The sequence below is a fragment of the Bacillus sp. VA13 genome (assembly GCF_055710085.1).
On sequence record NZ_JBVQPP010000002.1, the window covers coordinates 521,779 to 539,371 of the forward strand.

General features: G+C 43.3%; 20 protein-coding genes. 13 read left to right on the forward strand and 7 right to left on the reverse strand.

Going from position 1 to position 17,593, the window contains the following annotated elements; translation table 11 throughout:
* Positions 1-4: 4 nt before the first annotated feature.
* The 9 genes from AC0C66_RS10835 to AC0C66_RS10875 all read left to right on the forward strand — a co-directional run bounded on the left by AC0C66_RS10835 (position 5) and on the right by AC0C66_RS10875 (position 7,797).
* Positions 5-769, forward strand: a complete 765-nt coding sequence (locus AC0C66_RS10835; RefSeq protein ID WP_072181878.1) for a tyrosine-protein phosphatase — start codon at positions 5-7, stop codon at positions 767-769.
* 195 nt (positions 770-964) lie between these two features.
* Complete coding sequence (gene uglF / locus AC0C66_RS10840) at positions 965-2,287, forward strand: UDP-glucose 6-dehydrogenase UglF (protein ID WP_061186457.1); 1,323 nt, start codon at positions 965-967, stop codon at positions 2,285-2,287.
* A 362-nt stretch (positions 2,288-2,649) separates the two neighbouring features.
* Entirely contained in the window at positions 2,650-3,072 is a 423-nt protein-coding gene (locus AC0C66_RS10845) for a YwqH-like family protein (RefSeq protein ID WP_014115436.1), read from the forward strand.
* 9 nt (positions 3,073-3,081) lie between these two features.
* Positions 3,082-3,342: a YwqI/YxiC family protein gene (locus AC0C66_RS10850; RefSeq protein ID WP_003221757.1), complete on the forward strand. Its 261-nt coding sequence runs from the start codon at positions 3,082-3,084 to the stop codon at positions 3,340-3,342.
* An 18-nt stretch (positions 3,343-3,360) separates the two neighbouring features.
* Entirely contained in the window at positions 3,361-5,178 is a 1,818-nt protein-coding gene (locus AC0C66_RS10855; protein ID WP_072181879.1) for a T7SS effector LXG polymorphic toxin, read from the forward strand.
* A gap of 5 nt (positions 5,179-5,183) precedes the next feature.
* A complete protein-coding gene (locus tag AC0C66_RS10860) occupies positions 5,184-5,735 on the forward strand; it encodes a hypothetical protein (RefSeq protein WP_072181893.1) in 552 nt (183 codons plus the stop codon).
* An 89-nt stretch (positions 5,736-5,824) separates the two neighbouring features.
* On the forward strand, positions 5,825-6,478 hold the full coding sequence (locus tag AC0C66_RS10865) for a hypothetical protein (protein ID WP_472973578.1): 654 nt from the start codon (positions 5,825-5,827) through the stop codon (positions 6,476-6,478).
* Positions 6,479-6,596: 118 nt separating this feature from the next.
* On the forward strand, positions 6,597-6,959 hold the full coding sequence (locus tag AC0C66_RS10870; protein ID WP_072181881.1) for a hypothetical protein: 363 nt from the start codon (positions 6,597-6,599) through the stop codon (positions 6,957-6,959).
* 121 nt (positions 6,960-7,080) lie between these two features.
* Positions 7,081-7,797 (forward strand): endonuclease V, encoded by a 717-nt coding sequence (locus AC0C66_RS10875; RefSeq protein ID WP_072181882.1) that lies wholly within the window; start codon positions 7,081-7,083, stop codon positions 7,795-7,797.
* A 30-nt stretch (positions 7,798-7,827) separates the two neighbouring features.
* On the opposite strand, the gene AC0C66_RS10880 is transcribed toward AC0C66_RS10875, so the two are convergent.
* A complete protein-coding gene (locus tag AC0C66_RS10880; protein ID WP_072181883.1) occupies positions 7,828-8,694 on the reverse strand; it encodes an AraC family transcriptional regulator in 867 nt (288 codons plus the stop codon).
* Positions 8,695-8,851: 157 nt separating this feature from the next.
* On the opposite strand from AC0C66_RS10880, the gene AC0C66_RS10885 reads away from it, so the two are divergent.
* On the forward strand, positions 8,852-11,137 hold the full coding sequence (locus AC0C66_RS10885; protein WP_472973579.1) for a beta-L-arabinofuranosidase domain-containing protein: 2,286 nt from the start codon (positions 8,852-8,854) through the stop codon (positions 11,135-11,137).
* Between the two features lie 60 nt (positions 11,138-11,197).
* Here AC0C66_RS10885 and AC0C66_RS10890 read toward each other — a convergent pair whose 3' ends face one another.
* Positions 11,198-12,079 carry a LysR family transcriptional regulator gene (locus tag AC0C66_RS10890; RefSeq protein ID WP_072565386.1) on the reverse strand — a complete coding sequence of 294 codons (882 nt, stop codon included), beginning with the start codon at positions 12,077-12,079 and terminating at the stop codon, positions 11,198-11,200.
* 121 nt (positions 12,080-12,200) lie between these two features.
* Here AC0C66_RS10890 and AC0C66_RS10895 point away from each other — a divergent pair, with 121 nt between their 5' ends.
* Together AC0C66_RS10895 and AC0C66_RS10900 are read left to right on the forward strand one after the other, a co-directional pair.
* A complete protein-coding gene (locus AC0C66_RS10895) occupies positions 12,201-12,746 on the forward strand; it encodes a flavodoxin family protein (RefSeq protein WP_072181886.1) in 546 nt (181 codons plus the stop codon).
* Positions 12,743-12,964 carry a hypothetical protein gene (locus AC0C66_RS10900; RefSeq protein WP_072565385.1) on the forward strand — a complete coding sequence of 74 codons (222 nt, stop codon included), beginning with the start codon at positions 12,743-12,745 and terminating at the stop codon, positions 12,962-12,964. Before AC0C66_RS10895 ends, AC0C66_RS10900 begins: the two co-directional genes overlap by 4 nt.
* Positions 12,965-12,990: 26 nt before the next feature.
* Here the strand turns inward: AC0C66_RS10900 and chrA are convergent, their stop codons facing one another.
* The 3 genes from chrA to chrS are packed head-to-tail and all read right to left on the reverse strand — an operon-like array spanning position 12,991 to position 14,607.
* Entirely contained in the window at positions 12,991-13,527 is a 537-nt protein-coding gene (chrA, locus tag AC0C66_RS10905; RefSeq protein ID WP_014115425.1) for a chromate resistance efflux protein ChrA, read from the reverse strand.
* Positions 13,524-14,117 carry a chromate efflux transporter subunit ChrB gene (gene chrB / locus AC0C66_RS10910; protein ID WP_014115424.1) on the reverse strand — a complete coding sequence of 198 codons (594 nt, stop codon included), beginning with the start codon at positions 14,115-14,117 and terminating at the stop codon, positions 13,524-13,526. Before chrB ends, chrA begins: the two co-directional genes overlap by 4 nt.
* 13 nt (positions 14,118-14,130) lie before the next feature.
* Complete coding sequence (gene chrS / locus AC0C66_RS10915) at positions 14,131-14,607, reverse strand: chromate efflux transcriptional regulator ChrS (protein ID WP_014115423.1); 477 nt, start codon at positions 14,605-14,607, stop codon at positions 14,131-14,133.
* A gap of 214 nt (positions 14,608-14,821) precedes the next feature.
* Here chrS and ggt point away from each other — a divergent pair, with 214 nt between their 5' ends.
* The gene (gene ggt, locus AC0C66_RS10920) at positions 14,822-16,399 is read left to right on the forward strand and encodes a gamma-glutamyltransferase (RefSeq protein WP_088679686.1); all 1,578 of its coding nucleotides are present in this window, start codon (positions 14,822-14,824) and stop codon (positions 16,397-16,399) included.
* Between the two features lie 4 nt (positions 16,400-16,403).
* Here ggt and AC0C66_RS10925 read toward each other — a convergent pair whose 3' ends face one another.
* Both AC0C66_RS10925 and AC0C66_RS10930 read right to left on the reverse strand, forming a co-directional pair.
* Complete coding sequence (locus AC0C66_RS10925) at positions 16,404-16,748, reverse strand: DUF4181 domain-containing protein (protein WP_072181889.1); 345 nt, start codon at positions 16,746-16,748, stop codon at positions 16,404-16,406.
* A 166-nt stretch (positions 16,749-16,914) separates the two neighbouring features.
* Entirely contained in the window at positions 16,915-17,532 is a 618-nt protein-coding gene (locus AC0C66_RS10930; protein ID WP_014115420.1) for a flavin reductase family protein, read from the reverse strand.
* Positions 17,533-17,593 lie beyond the last annotated feature (61 nt).

Sequence of the window (17,593 nt, forward strand, 5' to 3'; positions counted from 1 at the left end):
AGACATGATAGATATTCACTGTCACATTCTTCCGGCAATGGATGACGGGGCAAGCGATTCAGCCGATAGTATAGAAATGGCAAGGGCTGCTGTTTATCAGGGAATCCGGACCATCATTGCGACACCGCATCATAAGAACGGTGTGTATGAAAACGGTCAAGCCGCAGTCAGAGAAGCGGCAGATCAGTTAAACAAACGTTTAATCAAAGAAGACATCCCTTTAACCGTGCTTCCGGGGCAGGAAATCAGAATCTATGGCGATTTGGAACGGGATCTTGCTGAACAGCAGCTGCTTACACTGAACGATACTAAATACATTCTGATTGAGTTTCCGTTTGATCAGGTTCCCCGATATGCGGAGCAGCTTTTTTATGATTTGCAGCTGAAAGGATATATTCCAGTTATCGCCCATCCTGAACGCAACAGGGAAATTCGCGAAAACCCGTCATTGCTGTATCATCTTGTGGAAAAAGGAGCGGCATCTCAAGTGACTTCAGGAAGTCTTGCGGGTACTTTCGGAAAACAGATGAAAGCATTTTCTCTCCGGCTGGCTGAAGCCAATTTGATTCATTTCGTAGCATCAGATGCTCATAATCTGAAAACAAGAGACTTTCATTACCAGGAAGCCTTTCATGTTCTTAAGAAAGAATTTGGTCCGGAATTTCCTTATATTCTGACGGAAAATGCCGAGCTTCTCCTTCAGAATCAGACGATCTACAGGCAGCCTCCGCAGCCGCTCAAAAGAAGAAAATTATTTGGGCTCTTTTAAACAGCCGGTTCTCATTTCACCACTTTCTTTCTGAGAGCGATATAATAGTATACTGTATGATTGAATCACATTTCAGAAATCTGTACAGGCTGTACCCGACAGGCTATGCGGGAGATCATCCGCATTCATGATAGGATGTTCTCATACGATAATACGAAAGCTGCAAAGCAGCAATTTAACTGTTGGAGGGAAACAATGAATATAACAGTCATCGGAACAGGCTATGTCGGTCTTGTGACAGGTGTTTCTCTTTCTGAGATTGGACATCATGTAACCTGCATTGATATTGACGCTCACAAGATTGATGAAATGAGAAAAGGCATTTCCCCCATATTTGAACCGGGTCTTGAAGAGCTGATGAGAAAAAATACAGCTGATGGACGGCTGAACTTTGAAACGAGCTATGAGAACGGCTTGGCACAGGCAGACATTATTTTTATAGCGGTTGGCACACCGCAGAAAAGCGACGGGCACGCGAATCTGGAGCATATTACAGATGCAGCCAAACGCATCGCCCGGCATGTCAAACGGGATACCATTGTGGTAACGAAAAGCACAGTGCCCGTCGGAACAAATGATTTGATTGATGGGCTAATCACTGAACATCTTGCAGAGCCTGTGAGCATTTCGGTCGCATCCAATCCTGAATTTTTACGTGAAGGATCGGCGATCTATGACACGTTTCATGGCGATAGAATCGTGATCGGAACGGCGGATCAGAAAACAGCCAAGACGCTTGAGGAGCTTTTCCGTCCGTTTCAAATCCCGATTTATCAAACAGATATCAGAAGCGCCGAGATGATCAAATATGCCTCAAATGCTTTTCTGGCCACTAAGATCAGTTTTATAAATGAAATTTCAAATATATGTGAAAAGGTTGGCGCCGATATTGAAGCAGTCGCGTACGGCATGGGACAGGATAAGCGGATCGGGAGCCAGTTTTTAAAAGCCGGCATAGGCTACGGCGGCTCTTGTTTTCCGAAGGATACAAACGCTCTCGTGCAAATTGCCGGCAATGTCGAGCATGATTTTGAACTGCTGAAATCGGTCATCAAAGTCAACAACAATCAGCAGGCGATGCTGGTTGATAAAGCGCTGAACAGGCTCGGCGGGGTGACGGGAAAAACGATTGCCCTTTTAGGGCTGTCATTTAAACCGAATACGGATGATATGAGGGAAGCGCCGTCGATTGTCATTGCAGACCGTCTCGCTGCGCTCGACGCCCATATTATAGCCTACGATCCCATTGCCGCCAGCCATGCGAAGCATGTTCTCCCGCAAGCTGTTGAATATAAAGAGACGATCGAGGAAGCAGTCAAAGGCTCCGACGCCGTCATGATTTTAACCGACTGGGCCAACATTAAACAATTCCCGTTAGCGGCCTATCAGAACTTGATGAAAACGCCGCTCATCTTTGACGGCAGAAACTGCTACACATTGGATGAAGCAGCTGAGGCAGGAGTGGAGTATTACTCTGTGGGACGGAAGGCGGTTGTTCCGTCAGGTGCAATTCAATAGTTGGAAAAGAGAAAACTGGCTGGAAGCCAGTTTTTTTCTTTTCTACTACGGTTTAAAGTGAAAAAACAAAATATGCTCTTACGACAAGAGACAGATCATCAACATCTGTCTCTTTCAAGTGTCTTTATAACTACGACTTTAGGTGTTTTCATCTTATAAAACGCTTTCGTTGGCTGTATAACGAACAAAAACAAGATTATAGACCTACACATTGCGAGCATTATACGTTGAAATTAAGCCGTTTACCCTATTTAAGCCGCCTTCTGGCTATTTTAAAATATAATATATGGAAATAAAGTATGGAAAAGTCTATCTTCATCAGCCCCTCCATACGACTTTTTGAGTATTAAGAGGTGAATCAGATGGGTTATGAAAGTATGTTAGCGGATATCAAAAGTTCGCTCAACGGAAAAATTTCCGACGTAGAAGACAAGATCGAAAAGCTGAAAAAAGCAAAAAAGGACATAGACACACTGCAAGAAGAGGCAATTACTGAAATCAAAGACATTGTGAAACCGGAATTAGGCAAGCACTGGACGGGAACAAAAGCGGATGATTTCGACAAGGGCAGAGAAAACGCAAAATCGGAAGCATCCAAGATTGTGAATGATAAATATAACGAGTATATGGCTTCGATTCAAAGCAAAATATTTTGGCTTGAAACAGAGAAATTCGAGCTGAATTTGACAAAAAGCGCAGCGAATGCCGCAGGCGACCTTCTTGCTAAAGGAGAAGAGTTCGTGGAAGAAGCGGGAAGACAAATTAGCAAACTAAAATGGTGGTGATCTTTTTTTATGTCAGAAATTAAGCTGAAGTACGACACAGTCATCAAAACATTGGATTCTGTCAAAGACGCGCTGGCTGACGTATCAATCGGCGCAGCAGGATCAAATGGAAAAAACAGCCTCGATTACACGAAAAAATATCATGAGCGTGAGGAGAACATCAAAACCATGCTCGGAGATTATAAAAAAGCGGTGCAGAAAAATATCGAGGATACGAAGGATAACGTTGATTCACTCAAAGAGCAGGACGAGGCGATAGCGGTAAAATAGAAAAGAAAGGGCAGTGCGATGAGCAAAGTATTTGAATCTAAATCTTTAATCGAAGAAGCGAAGAGCAGAAAAAAGCAATATGAGACGCTTGAGGAGCAGCTGGATACGCTGAAAAAAGCATTTCAGGAAGTGGCGGATTTAGGCGACAATTTTAAAGGAAAAGGCGCGGACAATATTAAAGATTTCTTTCAGGGACAGGCAGAAATCGTCGAAAGCTGGCTGACGCTTGTTTCTGCTCAAATTGCGTTTTTAAATGGCATTTCAGGAGACATTAAAGATCAAGAACTGAATGATTCATATGTGGAAACTTCTTTTTTGGATCATGAGCTGCCCAATGGAGATTTGAAAGCCTCAGGGATTGTCTCCGCTCATAAAGAGGAAATCGATTCCATTTTGTCAGGCATCAGCGATATTATTGATCTCGACATGTACACGCTTGACGACTATGCCGATAAGATGGGCGATGCTCAAAAAATCAGACGTGACACGATCACAGCAGTCGATAAGCTTGACGAGTCTCTGACCACTGAATATCAAAATTTAGAATCTCTGGACAGCGCAGTGCTCAGCAAATATTCCGTTCTCATGCAGGCCACCAGTAACGGGAAAAGCGCATCCCCTATGTACTATGACAAAAAAGCATTCCACAGCAATGAAGTCTACAAAAGCGTCATTGAAGTAGAAAAACAGGGAACAACATATATCGATGCAAAAAAACAGCAAGCAGAAACAAGACGGCTTCAGGAAAAGGCTGAAGAAGAAGCAAATAAACCATGGTACGAGAAAACATGGGATGGAGTTTGCAACTTTACTGGAGAAGTCACTGGCTATTATGATTATAAAAGAGCAACCGAAGGTGTTGATCCGGTTACCGGAGAAAAACTCTCCACCGCAGAACGTGTGACAGCAGGAGCTATGGCAGCAGCTGGCTTCATACCGGTCGTCGGCTGGGCAGGCCGCGCCTTCAAAGGCGGAAAAGCCATTTACAAAACCGGAAAAACTGTCATTGCCGCAGAACACGCTTTAGATGCTTATAAAACTGGAAAATCCTTAGACATTCTCAAAATGTCAGAAATGGGCGCATACGGCCTTGTTGCTTCTAATGGATTCTCAGAAGCTGTCACGGGACGGGATATGTTTGGAAATAAAGTGTCTGAGGAGAAGCGGAAAACGGGCGCGCTGGAAGCGGCATTGAGCTTGGTTGGAGCCGGTGCATTGGCGAAACATATAGACAAAGGCATACCGCTCGCAACTCATTCAAAAGTCCAAAAAGCTAACAAGACACTAGAAAAAGTAAAACAATTCAAAGTCCCAACAAACGTCCGCGTATACGCAGAACGCCCAGTAACTCCCGAGGGCTTCACATTCGGATTCCCGACAGTCCGTGTCGATGTGGAAACGACTGCTGTTAAGGATCTTGGGATTGTGAAGATGGCGAGTAGCCAGTCAAAAAAACCCAAATGGTTGGAAAAACCTGAGGGGATGACTCAAAATGATTACGTTGCTCATAATGGTACTAACTACAGTAAGAAGAAACGGACTGAAGAATACAATGCTGCGATAGCTGACAGGGAGAAGATAGTTGGAGACAATTCAAATGGATATCGTTTAAAGGAACCAACTAACTGGATGGAAGATAGAGGCATGGTACAAATAAAAGAAAGATTAAAAAGAAAATCTTGGACAGATAAAGATGGATTTAATTGGCAATGGGATTCCCAGCATGGCAAATTAGAAAAGTGGAACCGTAGAAGAACAGAGCATTTAGGAGAGTTTGATCCTGTAACTGGTAAGCAGACGAAAAAAGGCGAGCCTTCAAGAAGATGGGATGGTTAAAAACTATGGAACATGGAATCAGATTTATTAGTGAATATCCTGAAATCGGTGAATTGCTTCATCGTCTATTTGTGAAAAGGGAATTAGACGAATGGTATAAGAACAAATGTGCAGAGAAAATAAAAGTGCCTGATGAGTTTAATCAAATAAAAGGTTTGAAAAAAATTGAAGTTAGAGATTTAAACAATCCTTCAGGAGAAATTGATATCCATTTGAAAGATCTTTCTGGGGAGAATAGTTTTCATTTAGAACAGCAAATCAATATGAAAGTATCTAAATTGGTGCCTGTTTATGTACTAGATTATAGCTATTCCCTAAGACACGATTTAATTGACGGCGCTTATGATATTATAGGGACTGCTGAATCTTTAGAATTCATTCAGGGAACGAACTATATCAATAAAATAATGCATGAGAAAGGGTTTATCGAACTCAGTTATTTGTATGATTACTACGATACTGTGTATGAATGGAGTGAATTGCCACATATACAGCCTTTCAACAGGAGATTAACATTAGGAGATGCCTTGTTTACTGATGTATTAGAGTTGCTATAGTTAAAAACTTGCCGTGTTGTCATCGGCAAGTTTTTTTAAAATGATGAAGCTTTTTAAAGCTTGGCCAACGAAGTACAAGGAGAAGCGGGATGGGCGAAGATCATATTTCTCAATTGCAGCCATTAAAAATCTGTGATGGCTGGTCTGTAGTACTGAACAATTTAAACTCAGAAAAAAGAACGGAAGAAGAATATGAACTTCTAATACTGCAAAATGAAAAACGTAATGCCATTATTAAGGTAATATATGAAAATGATCAATACCATATAAAAGTGGTTGGCTTAAAAATAAATAAGATTTATGACGTAGAATCTTTTGATGAAATAGAACATGTATTAGAAGAGTTAGAATATCAAATCTGGAGTGTGGGAAGTGGGGTTTTAGAGGGTTTGCAGCCACTAAGCCAACAGATTCCCAATTTCTTAAGGCTAAAGATACCGGCTGGTTGGACTGTTGATTATATTACATTAAAAGATACTGATCCTAAGAACCTAGAGGCAAATGATGATACTTGGTTATTTGACTTTAACCAAGATCTCCTACAGATTTCTCACAAGACAAAAAACTTGTTGTTTGACGTAGGGTGGTACCCAGAAGGGGATCCAGCTGGAAGTTACGGTATTGAACTTATAAAAAACGAAGATTGGGGAAATCCGGTAGAAGATATTGTGTGCATTGAGCTTAAAGAATTAATTAAACAATTGGATAATATTTTTATGAAAGAAATTAAAAATGAATACTAATAAAAAAGCAGGTTGTATTACCCTGCTTTTTTCAAAGAGGCATCTATTATTATTGATACAGGAGCCTTCGCTAATACCATCAGATAGAAGTTAACTAGTTACTATAGAGGTTATCATTGTGAGAAAACATGTTAGGTTAGATGTTCCAAAAGCTAATATACACCCTCTACGAATAACACAAGGATGGAAAGTGAATTATAATCATTTTGTTGAAATAGACCCAAGAACTTTAGAACCGAATGATGATTCCTGGTTTTTGTTCACAGACAGTTTGTTGCAGCTTTATCATGAACAATCTTCAATAACACTTGATTTAGGCTGGGTTCCTGACATTTCTCCTGAAGGTAATTATCTGGTTTTAATAGCCAAAAATAATGATTGGGAAGATCCTATTAAAGAATTTTCATCAGATGACTATAAAAAAGTGATTTTATATATTGAATATCATTTAAATCAAGTAACAACTACTTGGTGGAAGTAGGTTTAATGATTCTTGATTAATGGATGGAATGGTTACTATTTATGGAACATGGAATCAGATTTATTAATGAATATCCTGAAATCGGTCTTTTTTAAGAAGTAAAGAGAGGAAAACTAGTGAAATGAAAGTACATCAAATTCACGATTTTCATCTAAAAGATGAATCGGATTTTGTTCAAACACAACAATCCCTTAAACATAAAATCAACCTATCACCCTCCATCACCCCAGACTCCATCAACACCTGCGCAGGCGTCGACCTCGCTTATTGGGAGCAGGACGGCGAACCGTACGGGGTGTGCAGTATTATCGTGATTGATGCTGATACTAAAGAAGTCATTGAAAAAGTGCACAGCATGGGGAAAATCAGTGTGCCGTATGTTGCTGGCTTCCTTGCGTTTCGTGAGCTGCCGCTGATCATCGAGGCGGCGAAAAAACTGGAGACGGAGCCCGATGTGTTTTTGTTTGATGGCAACGGGTATCTGCATTACAACCATATGGGCGTTGCCACCCATGCTGCTTTTTTTCTCGGTAAGCCGACAATTGGGATTGCGAAAACCTATCTCAAAATCAAAGACTGTGATTTCGTCATGCCTGAAAATGAAGTTGGTGCATATACCGATATTATCATTGATGGCGAGGTATATGGTCGGGGGTTGCGGACGCGGCGGGACGTGAAGCCTATCTTCTTGTCTTGTGGAAATCATATTGATTTAGAAAGCAGCTATCAGATCACGATGAGCCTGATCAATCAAGAAAGCAGGCTGCCAATCCCTGTCCGCCTTGCTGACCTAGAAACACATATCTTGCGAACGTTCTATCAGAAAAATCACGTGTAACACTTGCAGGCCCGGAACTGCAAGTGTTTTTTATTGATTTCTGTATATTTCGCTTATATATAAAGACGGGGACACTCCAGTCACCCGTTTGAACACTCTGCTGAAGTAATAAGGGTTAGAAAAGCCTAATGTGCTGCTGACTTCAGTTACATTTAAGTTGGTTGTTTTGAATAGATCAATTGCCTGTGCAATCAGCAGTTCATTTTTATAAGCTGTTATGCTTTTCCCGGTTTGCTTTTTGAAGAGGGAGGAAAGGTAGGCATAATTCATTTCTAAAGCATCCTCAAAATCTCTGCTGACCAGCTTTGCATGCTTGTTACGGTGCAGAAATTCAATGATTCGGCTGATGACCCTTGAAGAGCGTGTGCCGGCCTGACTGTTTATCGCATTTCTATACAGATCAATGAAGAGTTGATAGGTGAGAGAACACACTTGGAGCGCCCTGAAAGCACTTGGTGATTCAAAGGCATGAACAATGCTGCTCAGCTGTTTTTCTGTGTACTCACGATGAGAGACAGAACCGCTTTTCGGAAAGGTTAATTGTGATGAATAGATGCTGTCGAGAAGGATTGGTGAATTGTGAAATGGAGAAAACTCGTCCTCCTGATCCACGGAAGGTTCGGCATAAAAATGAATGTAGTACCATTCGGTGCCGGGTGTATAAAAATCGCCTCCCCAATGCGGTGTATTGTTCTTAAGAAAAAGATATCCCCCCGCCTGAATGCGGTACTCGTTTTCGTTCTCAAATACATGGATCGCGCCTTGTTTTACGTAAAAAAATACACTGATTCTATCCATCGTCCTGTCAGGGTGACGTAAAGTCCCTTCTGTATCCTTCATATGTCCGGCCTCACGGATTTTAGGGAGATGATTGGCTTGGAGTTTTACTTTATACATGGCTTCACCATCTTTCGCTATTCTTATCTCCAGTGTAACGGTTCAATCTAAAAAAAGGATATGTTTTTGATAAATAATGAATTCACATCCCATATCATCATTTGGATAATGAAAGCATCACCATGAATGATGAAACGTGATAGGGGGAGATCGAGATATGAAAGATGTAACATTATTAAAAGGTATGTTTTATGATTCCCAGATGAAAGGGAAGGAATATTTGCTTTTTTTGGATGTAGACCGTCTTTTGGCTCCGTGTTATGAGGCTGTATTACAGACGCCTAAAAAACCGCGCTACGGCGGGTGGGAGGCAAAGGAAATTGCCGGGCATTCGATCGGTCATTGGCTGTCAGCCGCATCAGCCATGTACCAGGCTTCCGGAGATGAAGAACTGAAAAGAAAAGCAGAGTACGCAGTGAATGAGCTGAGTCATATCCAACAATTTGATGAAGAGGGATATGTAAGCGGTTTCTCCAGAGCGTGTTTTGATGAGGTGTTCAGCGGTGATTTTCGGGTGGACCACTTTAGTCTGGGAGGTTCTTGGGTGCCGTGGTACAGCATCCATAAACTGTTTGCGGGATTAATAGATACGTATCGGCTAACCGGCAATCAGACGGCTTTACGTGTCGTCGTCAAGCTGGCTGATTGGGCAAAAAAGGGGCTGGATCGTCTGACGGACGAGCAATTTCAGCGTATGCTGATATGTGAACATGGCGGGATGAATGAGGCGATGGCCGATCTTTTTATGCTGACGAAAAACAAAGCATATCTTGAACTTGCGGAACGTTTCTGTCATCGTGCCATTCTTCAGCCACTGGCAGAGGGGAAGGATGAGCTTGAAGGAAAGCATGCCAATACCCAAATTCCAAAGGTGATCGGGGCCGCCAAGCTGTATGACATTACTGGTAATGAAGCATATAGAAATGCCGCGCTCTTCTTTTGGGAACAGGTTGTATATCAGCGTTCCTACGCAATTGGCGGCAACAGTATTGGAGAGCATTTCGGAGCGGAAGGCAGCGAGGAGTTGGGGGGAACAACCGCAGAAACGTGCAATACGTATAACATGCTGAAATTGACCGGGCATTTATTCCGGTGGTTTCACGAAGCGAGATTTATGGATTACTATGAGAATGCGCTTTATAATCACATTCTTGCTTCCCAAGATCCTGATTCAGGCATGAAAACCTATTTTGTTTCCACACAGCCGGGGCATTTCAAGGTGTATTGTTCTCCAGAAGATTCTTTTTGGTGCTGTACAGGCACGGGGATGGAAAACCCTGCGCGCTATACGCAGCATATTTATGATATAGACCAAGACGATCTGTATGTGAATTTATTTATTCCTTCACAAATAAACATGCAAGAAAAACAACTGATCATCACACAGGAAACCTCTTTTCCAGCAGCCGAAAAAACCAGGCTAGTTGTCAAAAAAGCTGACGGTGTGCCTATGACACTGCATATGCGTATTCCTTATTGGACAAATGGCGGCCTTAAAGCTGCGGTCAATGGGAAACGAATTCAATCGGTTGAGAAAAATGGGTACCTCGTTATTCACAAACATTGGAATACAGGAGATTGTATTGAGATTGATTTGCCGATGAAACTCCACATCTATCAAGCGAAGGATGATCCTAAAAAAAGCGTCCTGATGTATGGGCCGGTTGTATTGGCAGGAGCACTAGGCAGAGAGGACTTCCCTGAAACAGATATACTTGCTGATCATCTCGCCCTTAATAACCATCCGTTAATTGATGTCCCTGTGTTGGTGGCGGATCAGCGTCAATTGGATCATTGGGTGAAGCGGGTAAATGAAACATCACTCGTATTTCAAACGAAACCGATTGGCCAGCCGGGGAATGAAGAAATCACATTCATGCCGTTCTACAATGTGCATCATCAGCGGTATTCCGTTTACTGGTATGTGATGACCGAAAAGGAATATCTTGATTTTACAGATGAAGAAAAAGAAAGGCAGGAAATCATCAGACGCATAACCGTTGATGCCGTTCAGCCGAATGAACAGCAGCAGGAGATAGAACATCACTTGAAAAAAGAAAACTCTTACTCCGGTTACGCAAGTATCGTTCACAGAGGCTGGCGAGACAGCAGAGGAGATGGTTTTTTCAGTTATGAGATGAAAACAGAGCCGAGTCAACCCATGTATTTGCTGGTCACTTATTTTGGAAGTGATGATACCTTTCAATCGGAGGAACAAACATACGAAAGAAATTTTGAGATCATGATAGATGATCAACTACTGGCCAGACAGCAGCTAAAGGCAAATCACCCAGGAAGGCTTTTTGATGTATGTTATGACATTCCAGTTGCATATACGAAAGGAAAAGAGAGAGTAACTGTCACGTTCAAATCAAGAAAGGGAACAGCAGCCGGCGGAGTGTTTGGGGTTAGGATGATTAATGAAAAAATGGTTTTACATTGAATGCATATCGATATGAAGCTTGTTCACTCAAAAACTTGCGACCCATGGGCCGCAAGTTTTTTATTTGAATGTTTTCCGCGTCAAATCGATAAAAGCCTTTAATGGCGCAGACATCCACTTGTCCTTATGCCATGCTAGTTGAGTGAAAACGGGGCAATCGCTCTGCCAATTGAGTTCTTTCATCCGGCCTGCTGCAATATCATCTTTTACTGTCATTTCAGGCAAGATTCCAATCCCAAGTCCGGCCATCACGCATTGTTTGATGGCTTCTATGCTGACGAATTCCAATTTATTAGGATAGACACCGGAGTCATGTAAAGTATTCTCAAAGAGCGTGCGGTACGAGCAGCCGTCCTCTGTCAGCAGAAGAGTTTCGTTTTGAAGCTCCTTCAATGTTACTGGTAAATCTGCGGGGAAAAGATGGTCGTTAGCAGCCACCATTTTGATCTCATCCTGAATCAAAGATTCAACGTGCAATGTGTCATCCGGCCGGTTTACATCCAAGATGAAGGTGATATCAAGCTGGCCCTGTAAGAGCTGTTCTTTTGCTTGTTCATTGGAGATATATGGTTTGAATATGAGCTTTACTTGGGGAAAAGCGTGTTTAAATTCTTTTATGATAGGCGGAAGGCGGTATGTGCACTGGCTTTCCGTCGCCCCGATTTTTAAGGTTCCCGTTGTTTCTCTTACTTGATTTGCGGCCATTTTCGCCTCTTCTGTTAAAGTAATGATCTTCTCCGCATAGGATTTGAACGTTTTTCCTGCTTCTGTCAAGATAAGCCGTTTGCCGAGCCGTTCAAATAAAGGAGTCCCGATTTCTTCTTCTAGTGATTTGATCTGGGAGGTAATGCTTGATTGTGCATAATTAAGCATCTTGGCGGTAAGGGTGAAGTTTACATGTTCTGCCGCCGTAACAAAGGTGATCAGCTGCTTCAATTCCACCTGTCTCTTCCTTTCTAAATCGGTTTTACCGATTGAATTAATCAAAATAATCATCTGTAATGATTGGTGAATCCATTATATGATGAAGAAAATCATTCGTAAACAAAGGAGTAGATGCATCATGAAAATTGCGGTTATTAACGGCGGAACTCGGTCTGGCGGAAATACGGATATTCTTGCGGAGAAGGCTGTTCAAGGATTCGATGCGGAACACATTCATTTGCGTAAATATCAGATCCAGCCAATTGAAGATCATCGTCACACTCAAGACGGCTTCCGTCCTGTTCATGATGACTACAATTCTATTATTGAGCGGATATTGCCGTGCGATATTCTCATATTCGCTACTCCAATTTATTGGTTCGGCATGTCAGGGACGTTAAAGCTATTTATTGATCGCTGGTCACAGACGTTGAGAGATCCCCGATTTCCTGATTTTCAACAACAAATGTCGGTGAAGCAAGCATATGTGACAGCAGTGGGCGGAGACAATCCAAAAATAAAGGGGCTGCCGCTGATTCAGCAATTTGAACATATTTTTGATTTTATGGGGCTGCCCTTTAAAGGCTATGTGCTGGGAGAAGGCAATCGTCCAGGCGATATTCTTCGTGATCATCAGGCGCTGTCTGCTGCGAGCCTCTTACTGAAAAGAAGCGATGCTATATGAAGTTTTTGCTGTCGGTCATTGCTGGCATGCTGATTCTTGCATTCTTTTTATTTTGGAAGGTCCAGCCTCCTGTTTGGATAGATGTTGAAACCAATTCGCCTCAGTTGAAGCAATCTATGAGAATGGCAGGAACCACGCTGCAAGTCAAGCACATCATCAAGAGTGATGCAGGAGAAGAAACAACTGTCATATCGAACGGCATTTCGGGACCAAAATAAAAAAGCACCTGTCCAGGTGCTTTTTTCTATAAATGAGGAATGACAAGGCCGCCATATAAAAATGCCGCGATAATCAGAAATGCCGGATGCATCTTGAATTTAGTCATGGCAAGGAGGGAAATCCCCGCAATCACTATAGATTGGATCCAGCCGATAGCTTTGATGCCGTCTGCGCCGATTTGCCAGGTAAGAATGAGCATCATGACCGCGATGACAGGCTGAACGGACAGCGTCATGCCTTTGATAACGGGTGATTGGCGGAAGCGCTGAATGATGCGCAGCAGGACAATCAATGCAAGCGCCGACGGTACGACGGTTGCGATCAGCGCAATCAAGAAGCCGGGCCACCCGCCTGCGCTGTAGCCGACATACGCGGCGATTTTGGTTGCGATCGGGCCCGGCAATGCGTTCGCAAGTGCGAGCATGTTTGAGAATTGGTCGTTTGAGAGCCAGTTGTATCTGTTTACGACTTCTTCAAACATCAGCGGGATAGACGCAGGTCCGCCGCCATATCCGAGTAGGTTTGCGATAAAAAACGCCATAAATAAATAGATCGATATCATGAGGCCGACATTCCTTTATCTTTTGAATGTTTATTTGTGATTTTGTCTTTCAGTTTAAAATGAAACGCGCCGTACGCTAAGAAAATGATAATGACAAGGCCGGGATTGATCTGTAACGTTTGCAGGCCGATAAAAGCGATAATAAAAAACAGGATGCCGGTGACCCAGCCGAAACCTTTAAGCGCTTTTTGGCCAAACTCGTACGCCATTATGCCAAGCATTACCGCAATCACCGGCGTTACGGCACCAATCATGCCGGCAACAATTGCTGAATGGCTTAAGACATTTACAGCCGCAAACAAGCCCACCATCGCAAGACATGTAGGCAGAATATGGGCAAGTGTCGCCACGAGTGCGCCTAACGTGCCTTTTAGCTTGAAGCCCAGATACGCAGCCATTTTTGTGGCAATCGGTCCGGGAAGCGCATTAGCGATCGCTAATATTTCTCCGAATTCATCATCATCAATCCATTTATATTTATTGACCGCTTCATGGCGGATCAGCGGAATCACGGAAGGTCCGCCGCCGAACCCTAGTATGCCAGTGCGCACCATTGCGGCCGTCATATCCCGATAAGGATGGTTTTTCATTCGTTTCTCTCCTTTACAGCTTCATTCCCATACGGCTTTTGTATCGTTTGATCAGCATCTGGCAATCAACACTGACGACGCCTCGCAGCGGATACAGCCGTTTTGTTAAAAACTCTTCCATTTCTTGATCGTTGGCAAAGATCCCATGCATATGCAGCTTGCTCGGGCCTGTCATGTGATAAAGGCTGGTGACCGCAGGCTCTTCCTCAAGCTTGAGAGCGACCTCTTCTAAAAATTGCGGCTCTACCTCGACATTGAAAAACACGGATACATGGATGCCGATTTTAGCGGGATTGATGACCGCTGTGAATTTTTCAATGACGCCTGCTTCAATGAGCTGATTGATCCGAGCTTGGACGGCAACCCGTGATAAATCGACTCTCTTGCCAAGATCCGTATAAGAAATTCTTCCTTCTTCATGCAAAATGGTGAGGATTTGTTTGTCGATCTCATCAAGTACAAGGTTGGGGATTTGGTATTCATTGCTCATTTTCTCCACCTGCTTTCGTAAGCCTTTTAGACGTTATTTTATCATATAAGTTTCGTTTCGTACGATAAAATTTTAATTTATTTTCACAATGAATATAAAAATGTTTTGTTGTTTACGAAACGAATAAAGTTCGTCAGCTTTTCTGACGGGTGAGTAGATGTGAAAAATCAAGCTCTCTATACTGAAGAAAATCTCATGATAAAGGGGACTTGTGATGAACAAATCTATCATCGGTACAAAACAAATGGTCGTCAGTCCGCATTATCTCGCTTCTCAAGCCGGAAACCGAATACTGGACAAGGGAGGAAACGCGTTTGACGCCGCTGTTGCTGTGAGTGCTTGTCTGGCAGTTGTGTATCCGCATATGACGGGGCTTGGCGGGGATTCCTTTTGGCTGACCTTTCACCAGGAAACAAAGTCGGTAAGAGTCTATAATGGCAGCGGCCGTTCAGGAAAACATGTAACGAGAGATGTATATAAGGGAAAAAGCGCGATTCCGCTGAGGGGAATCGACAGTGCCATTACCGTTCCGGGGATGGTTGATAGCTGGGATGCGGTGCTGAAGGAGTACGGACGTATGTCCCTTGCGGACGTGTTGGAGCCCGCACGCGACTATGCCCAAAATGGTTTTCCAGTATCAGCTGATCAGTGTCGTCACACAGAAACGAATCTTGAACTGCTGGCCTCCACGCCTTACACGGCCGGCATCTTCACGAGATGCGGAAAAGCGCCTGTCCCGGGAGAGCGGTTTGTGCAAAAAGAGCTTGCAGAAAGTCTGAACATGGTCGCTAAAAAAGGAAGAAGCGCATTCTATGAAGGAGATATCGCTCAGCGGATTGTCTCGTATTTACAGCATAACGGCAGCTACATGACACTCGATGATTTTAAAGCGCACCGGGGCGAGTGGGCGGAGCCTGTCTCAAGTGATTACCGAGGATACAGTGTGTACCAGGCGCCGCCGAATTCTCAGGGATTTACCGGTTTATTGACACTGAACATTCTGGAAAACTATGATTTCACCCAAATCGAACACGGTTCATTTGAGTATTATCATGTGCTTGTGGAGGCATTGAAAAAGAGTTTTCTAGATCGGAATGCCGTCCTGACTGATCCGGCGTTTGCGGACATCCCACTTGAAAGGCTCTTGGACAAAAGTTACGCGAAACAATTGGCGGAAGAAATCGGCTATTTGGCAGAACCGGCGGAAAGCAGGCCAGTAGGAAGTGATACTGCATATGCGGCCGTCATCGATGCGGATGGCAATGCAGTATCTTTCATTCAAAGCCTGTACTTTGAATTTGGCTCGGCAGTCACTGCTGGTGATACAGGCATATTACTGCAAAACCGCGGGTCATTTTTCTCATTGGATAAAAATCATGTCAATACGCTTGAACCGAGAAAGCGCAGCTTCCATACGCTGATGCCGGCTATGGCCTGCAAAGACGGAAAACCGAAAGTCCTGTACGGCACACAAGGCGGCGAAGGCCAGCCGCAGACCCAGACGGCCATCATTACCAGAATGCTGGACTACGGAATGCATCCTCAGCAGGCAATCAGCGAACCGCGCTGGGTGTGGGGCAGAACGTGGGGAGAGGAATATGAAGGGCTTAGAGTCGAGGGCAGATTCTCAGAGGAAACAATTGAAAAGCTCAAAGACAGCGGACATCTCGTCGAGGTTGTCGGTGACTATGATCCGCTGATGGGACACGCAGCAGCAATCAAAGTTGATGAGGAAGGCTTTCTCCAAGGCGGAGTCGACCCGCGGGGAGACGGAGCGGCTGTGGGGGTTTGAGGTATCAGAAGAAAATACACATATAAATAAAAACGACTAGAAAGAGGACTGCGCCAAATAAATAGTGTATATATTGTTTTTCTTCACGCTTATATTTCCATTCCATAAATGTACGAAAACAACTCGTCAGGAATAGAAAGAAAATAAGCATAATCTCTGGAGGAAAGCATAAAACAGAAAAACCTAATAAAATGAGCATGATGATTTCCAGCAGCCCTTGTGTGCTATTTACAGGTTTATACCACCAAGGCGGTTTAGGGATGCCTAGTTTTTTTCTGGCATAGATATAAAAAGTAGTATTGATTAAAGCTGCAACCAGTAACACAATCAAAAAATGAGTGCCTGTCATATATACCCCTCCTATCTATCTTATATACGGGTGGAAAAGGAAAAATGTTTCATAAAAGAACACCCGGAGTTTTCTCCGGGTGTTTTTTAACTATATTTTTCTTCCTGCTTTTTTGTGATTACAAGGTCTTTTTGACTAGTTTCTTCTATTTAAATAGTCCTTCTGTTTAGCTTGGACGAACCAGTGTAAATTCTTCGCCGAGCTTCGCATAGTGATTTCCCGCCAATCTTGAAGCAGGCTTTAATTCATCTGTCAAAACATAGCCTTTTTCTGCATCATACACCTTTTCATCAAGGTGGAAGCAGACGACTCTCCCGATAAGCAGATCTGCTGTAGTAACGCCTTGATCATTGTCGAACGTCATATGCCGCTCTAATGTGCATTCAAAGCGGATGCGTGCTTCTTTAATGCCGGGAACTGAAACAGCTTTGCTTTCGACGGGATGAAGCGAGGTGCGTGTGAGCTCGCTTTCGTCCGGATCTAAGCTTGCCGCCGTTTCATTGATGTCTTCAATGATGGCTTCATCACTGACATGAACGACAAATTCTCCGTTCTCCACTGCGTTTCGGGCTGTATCTTTTTGGCGTCCTCCAGCCCTGTTAACAGAAACACTGAGAAGCGGAGGATCTGAGCTGACAACGTTATAAAAACTGAAAGGCGCTGCATTTACCGCTCCGCTTGAAGAAAGGGTGGTTACAAATGCAATGGGACGGGGGATGACAGCACCCGACAATAGCTTGTATGTGTCTTTGGCACTAAGCTGATCCGCTTGAAATATGTACATAGCAACAACCGCCTTTATCGTAGGATACCTTGATTATAACGAAATGGTTTCAAGGAAACCA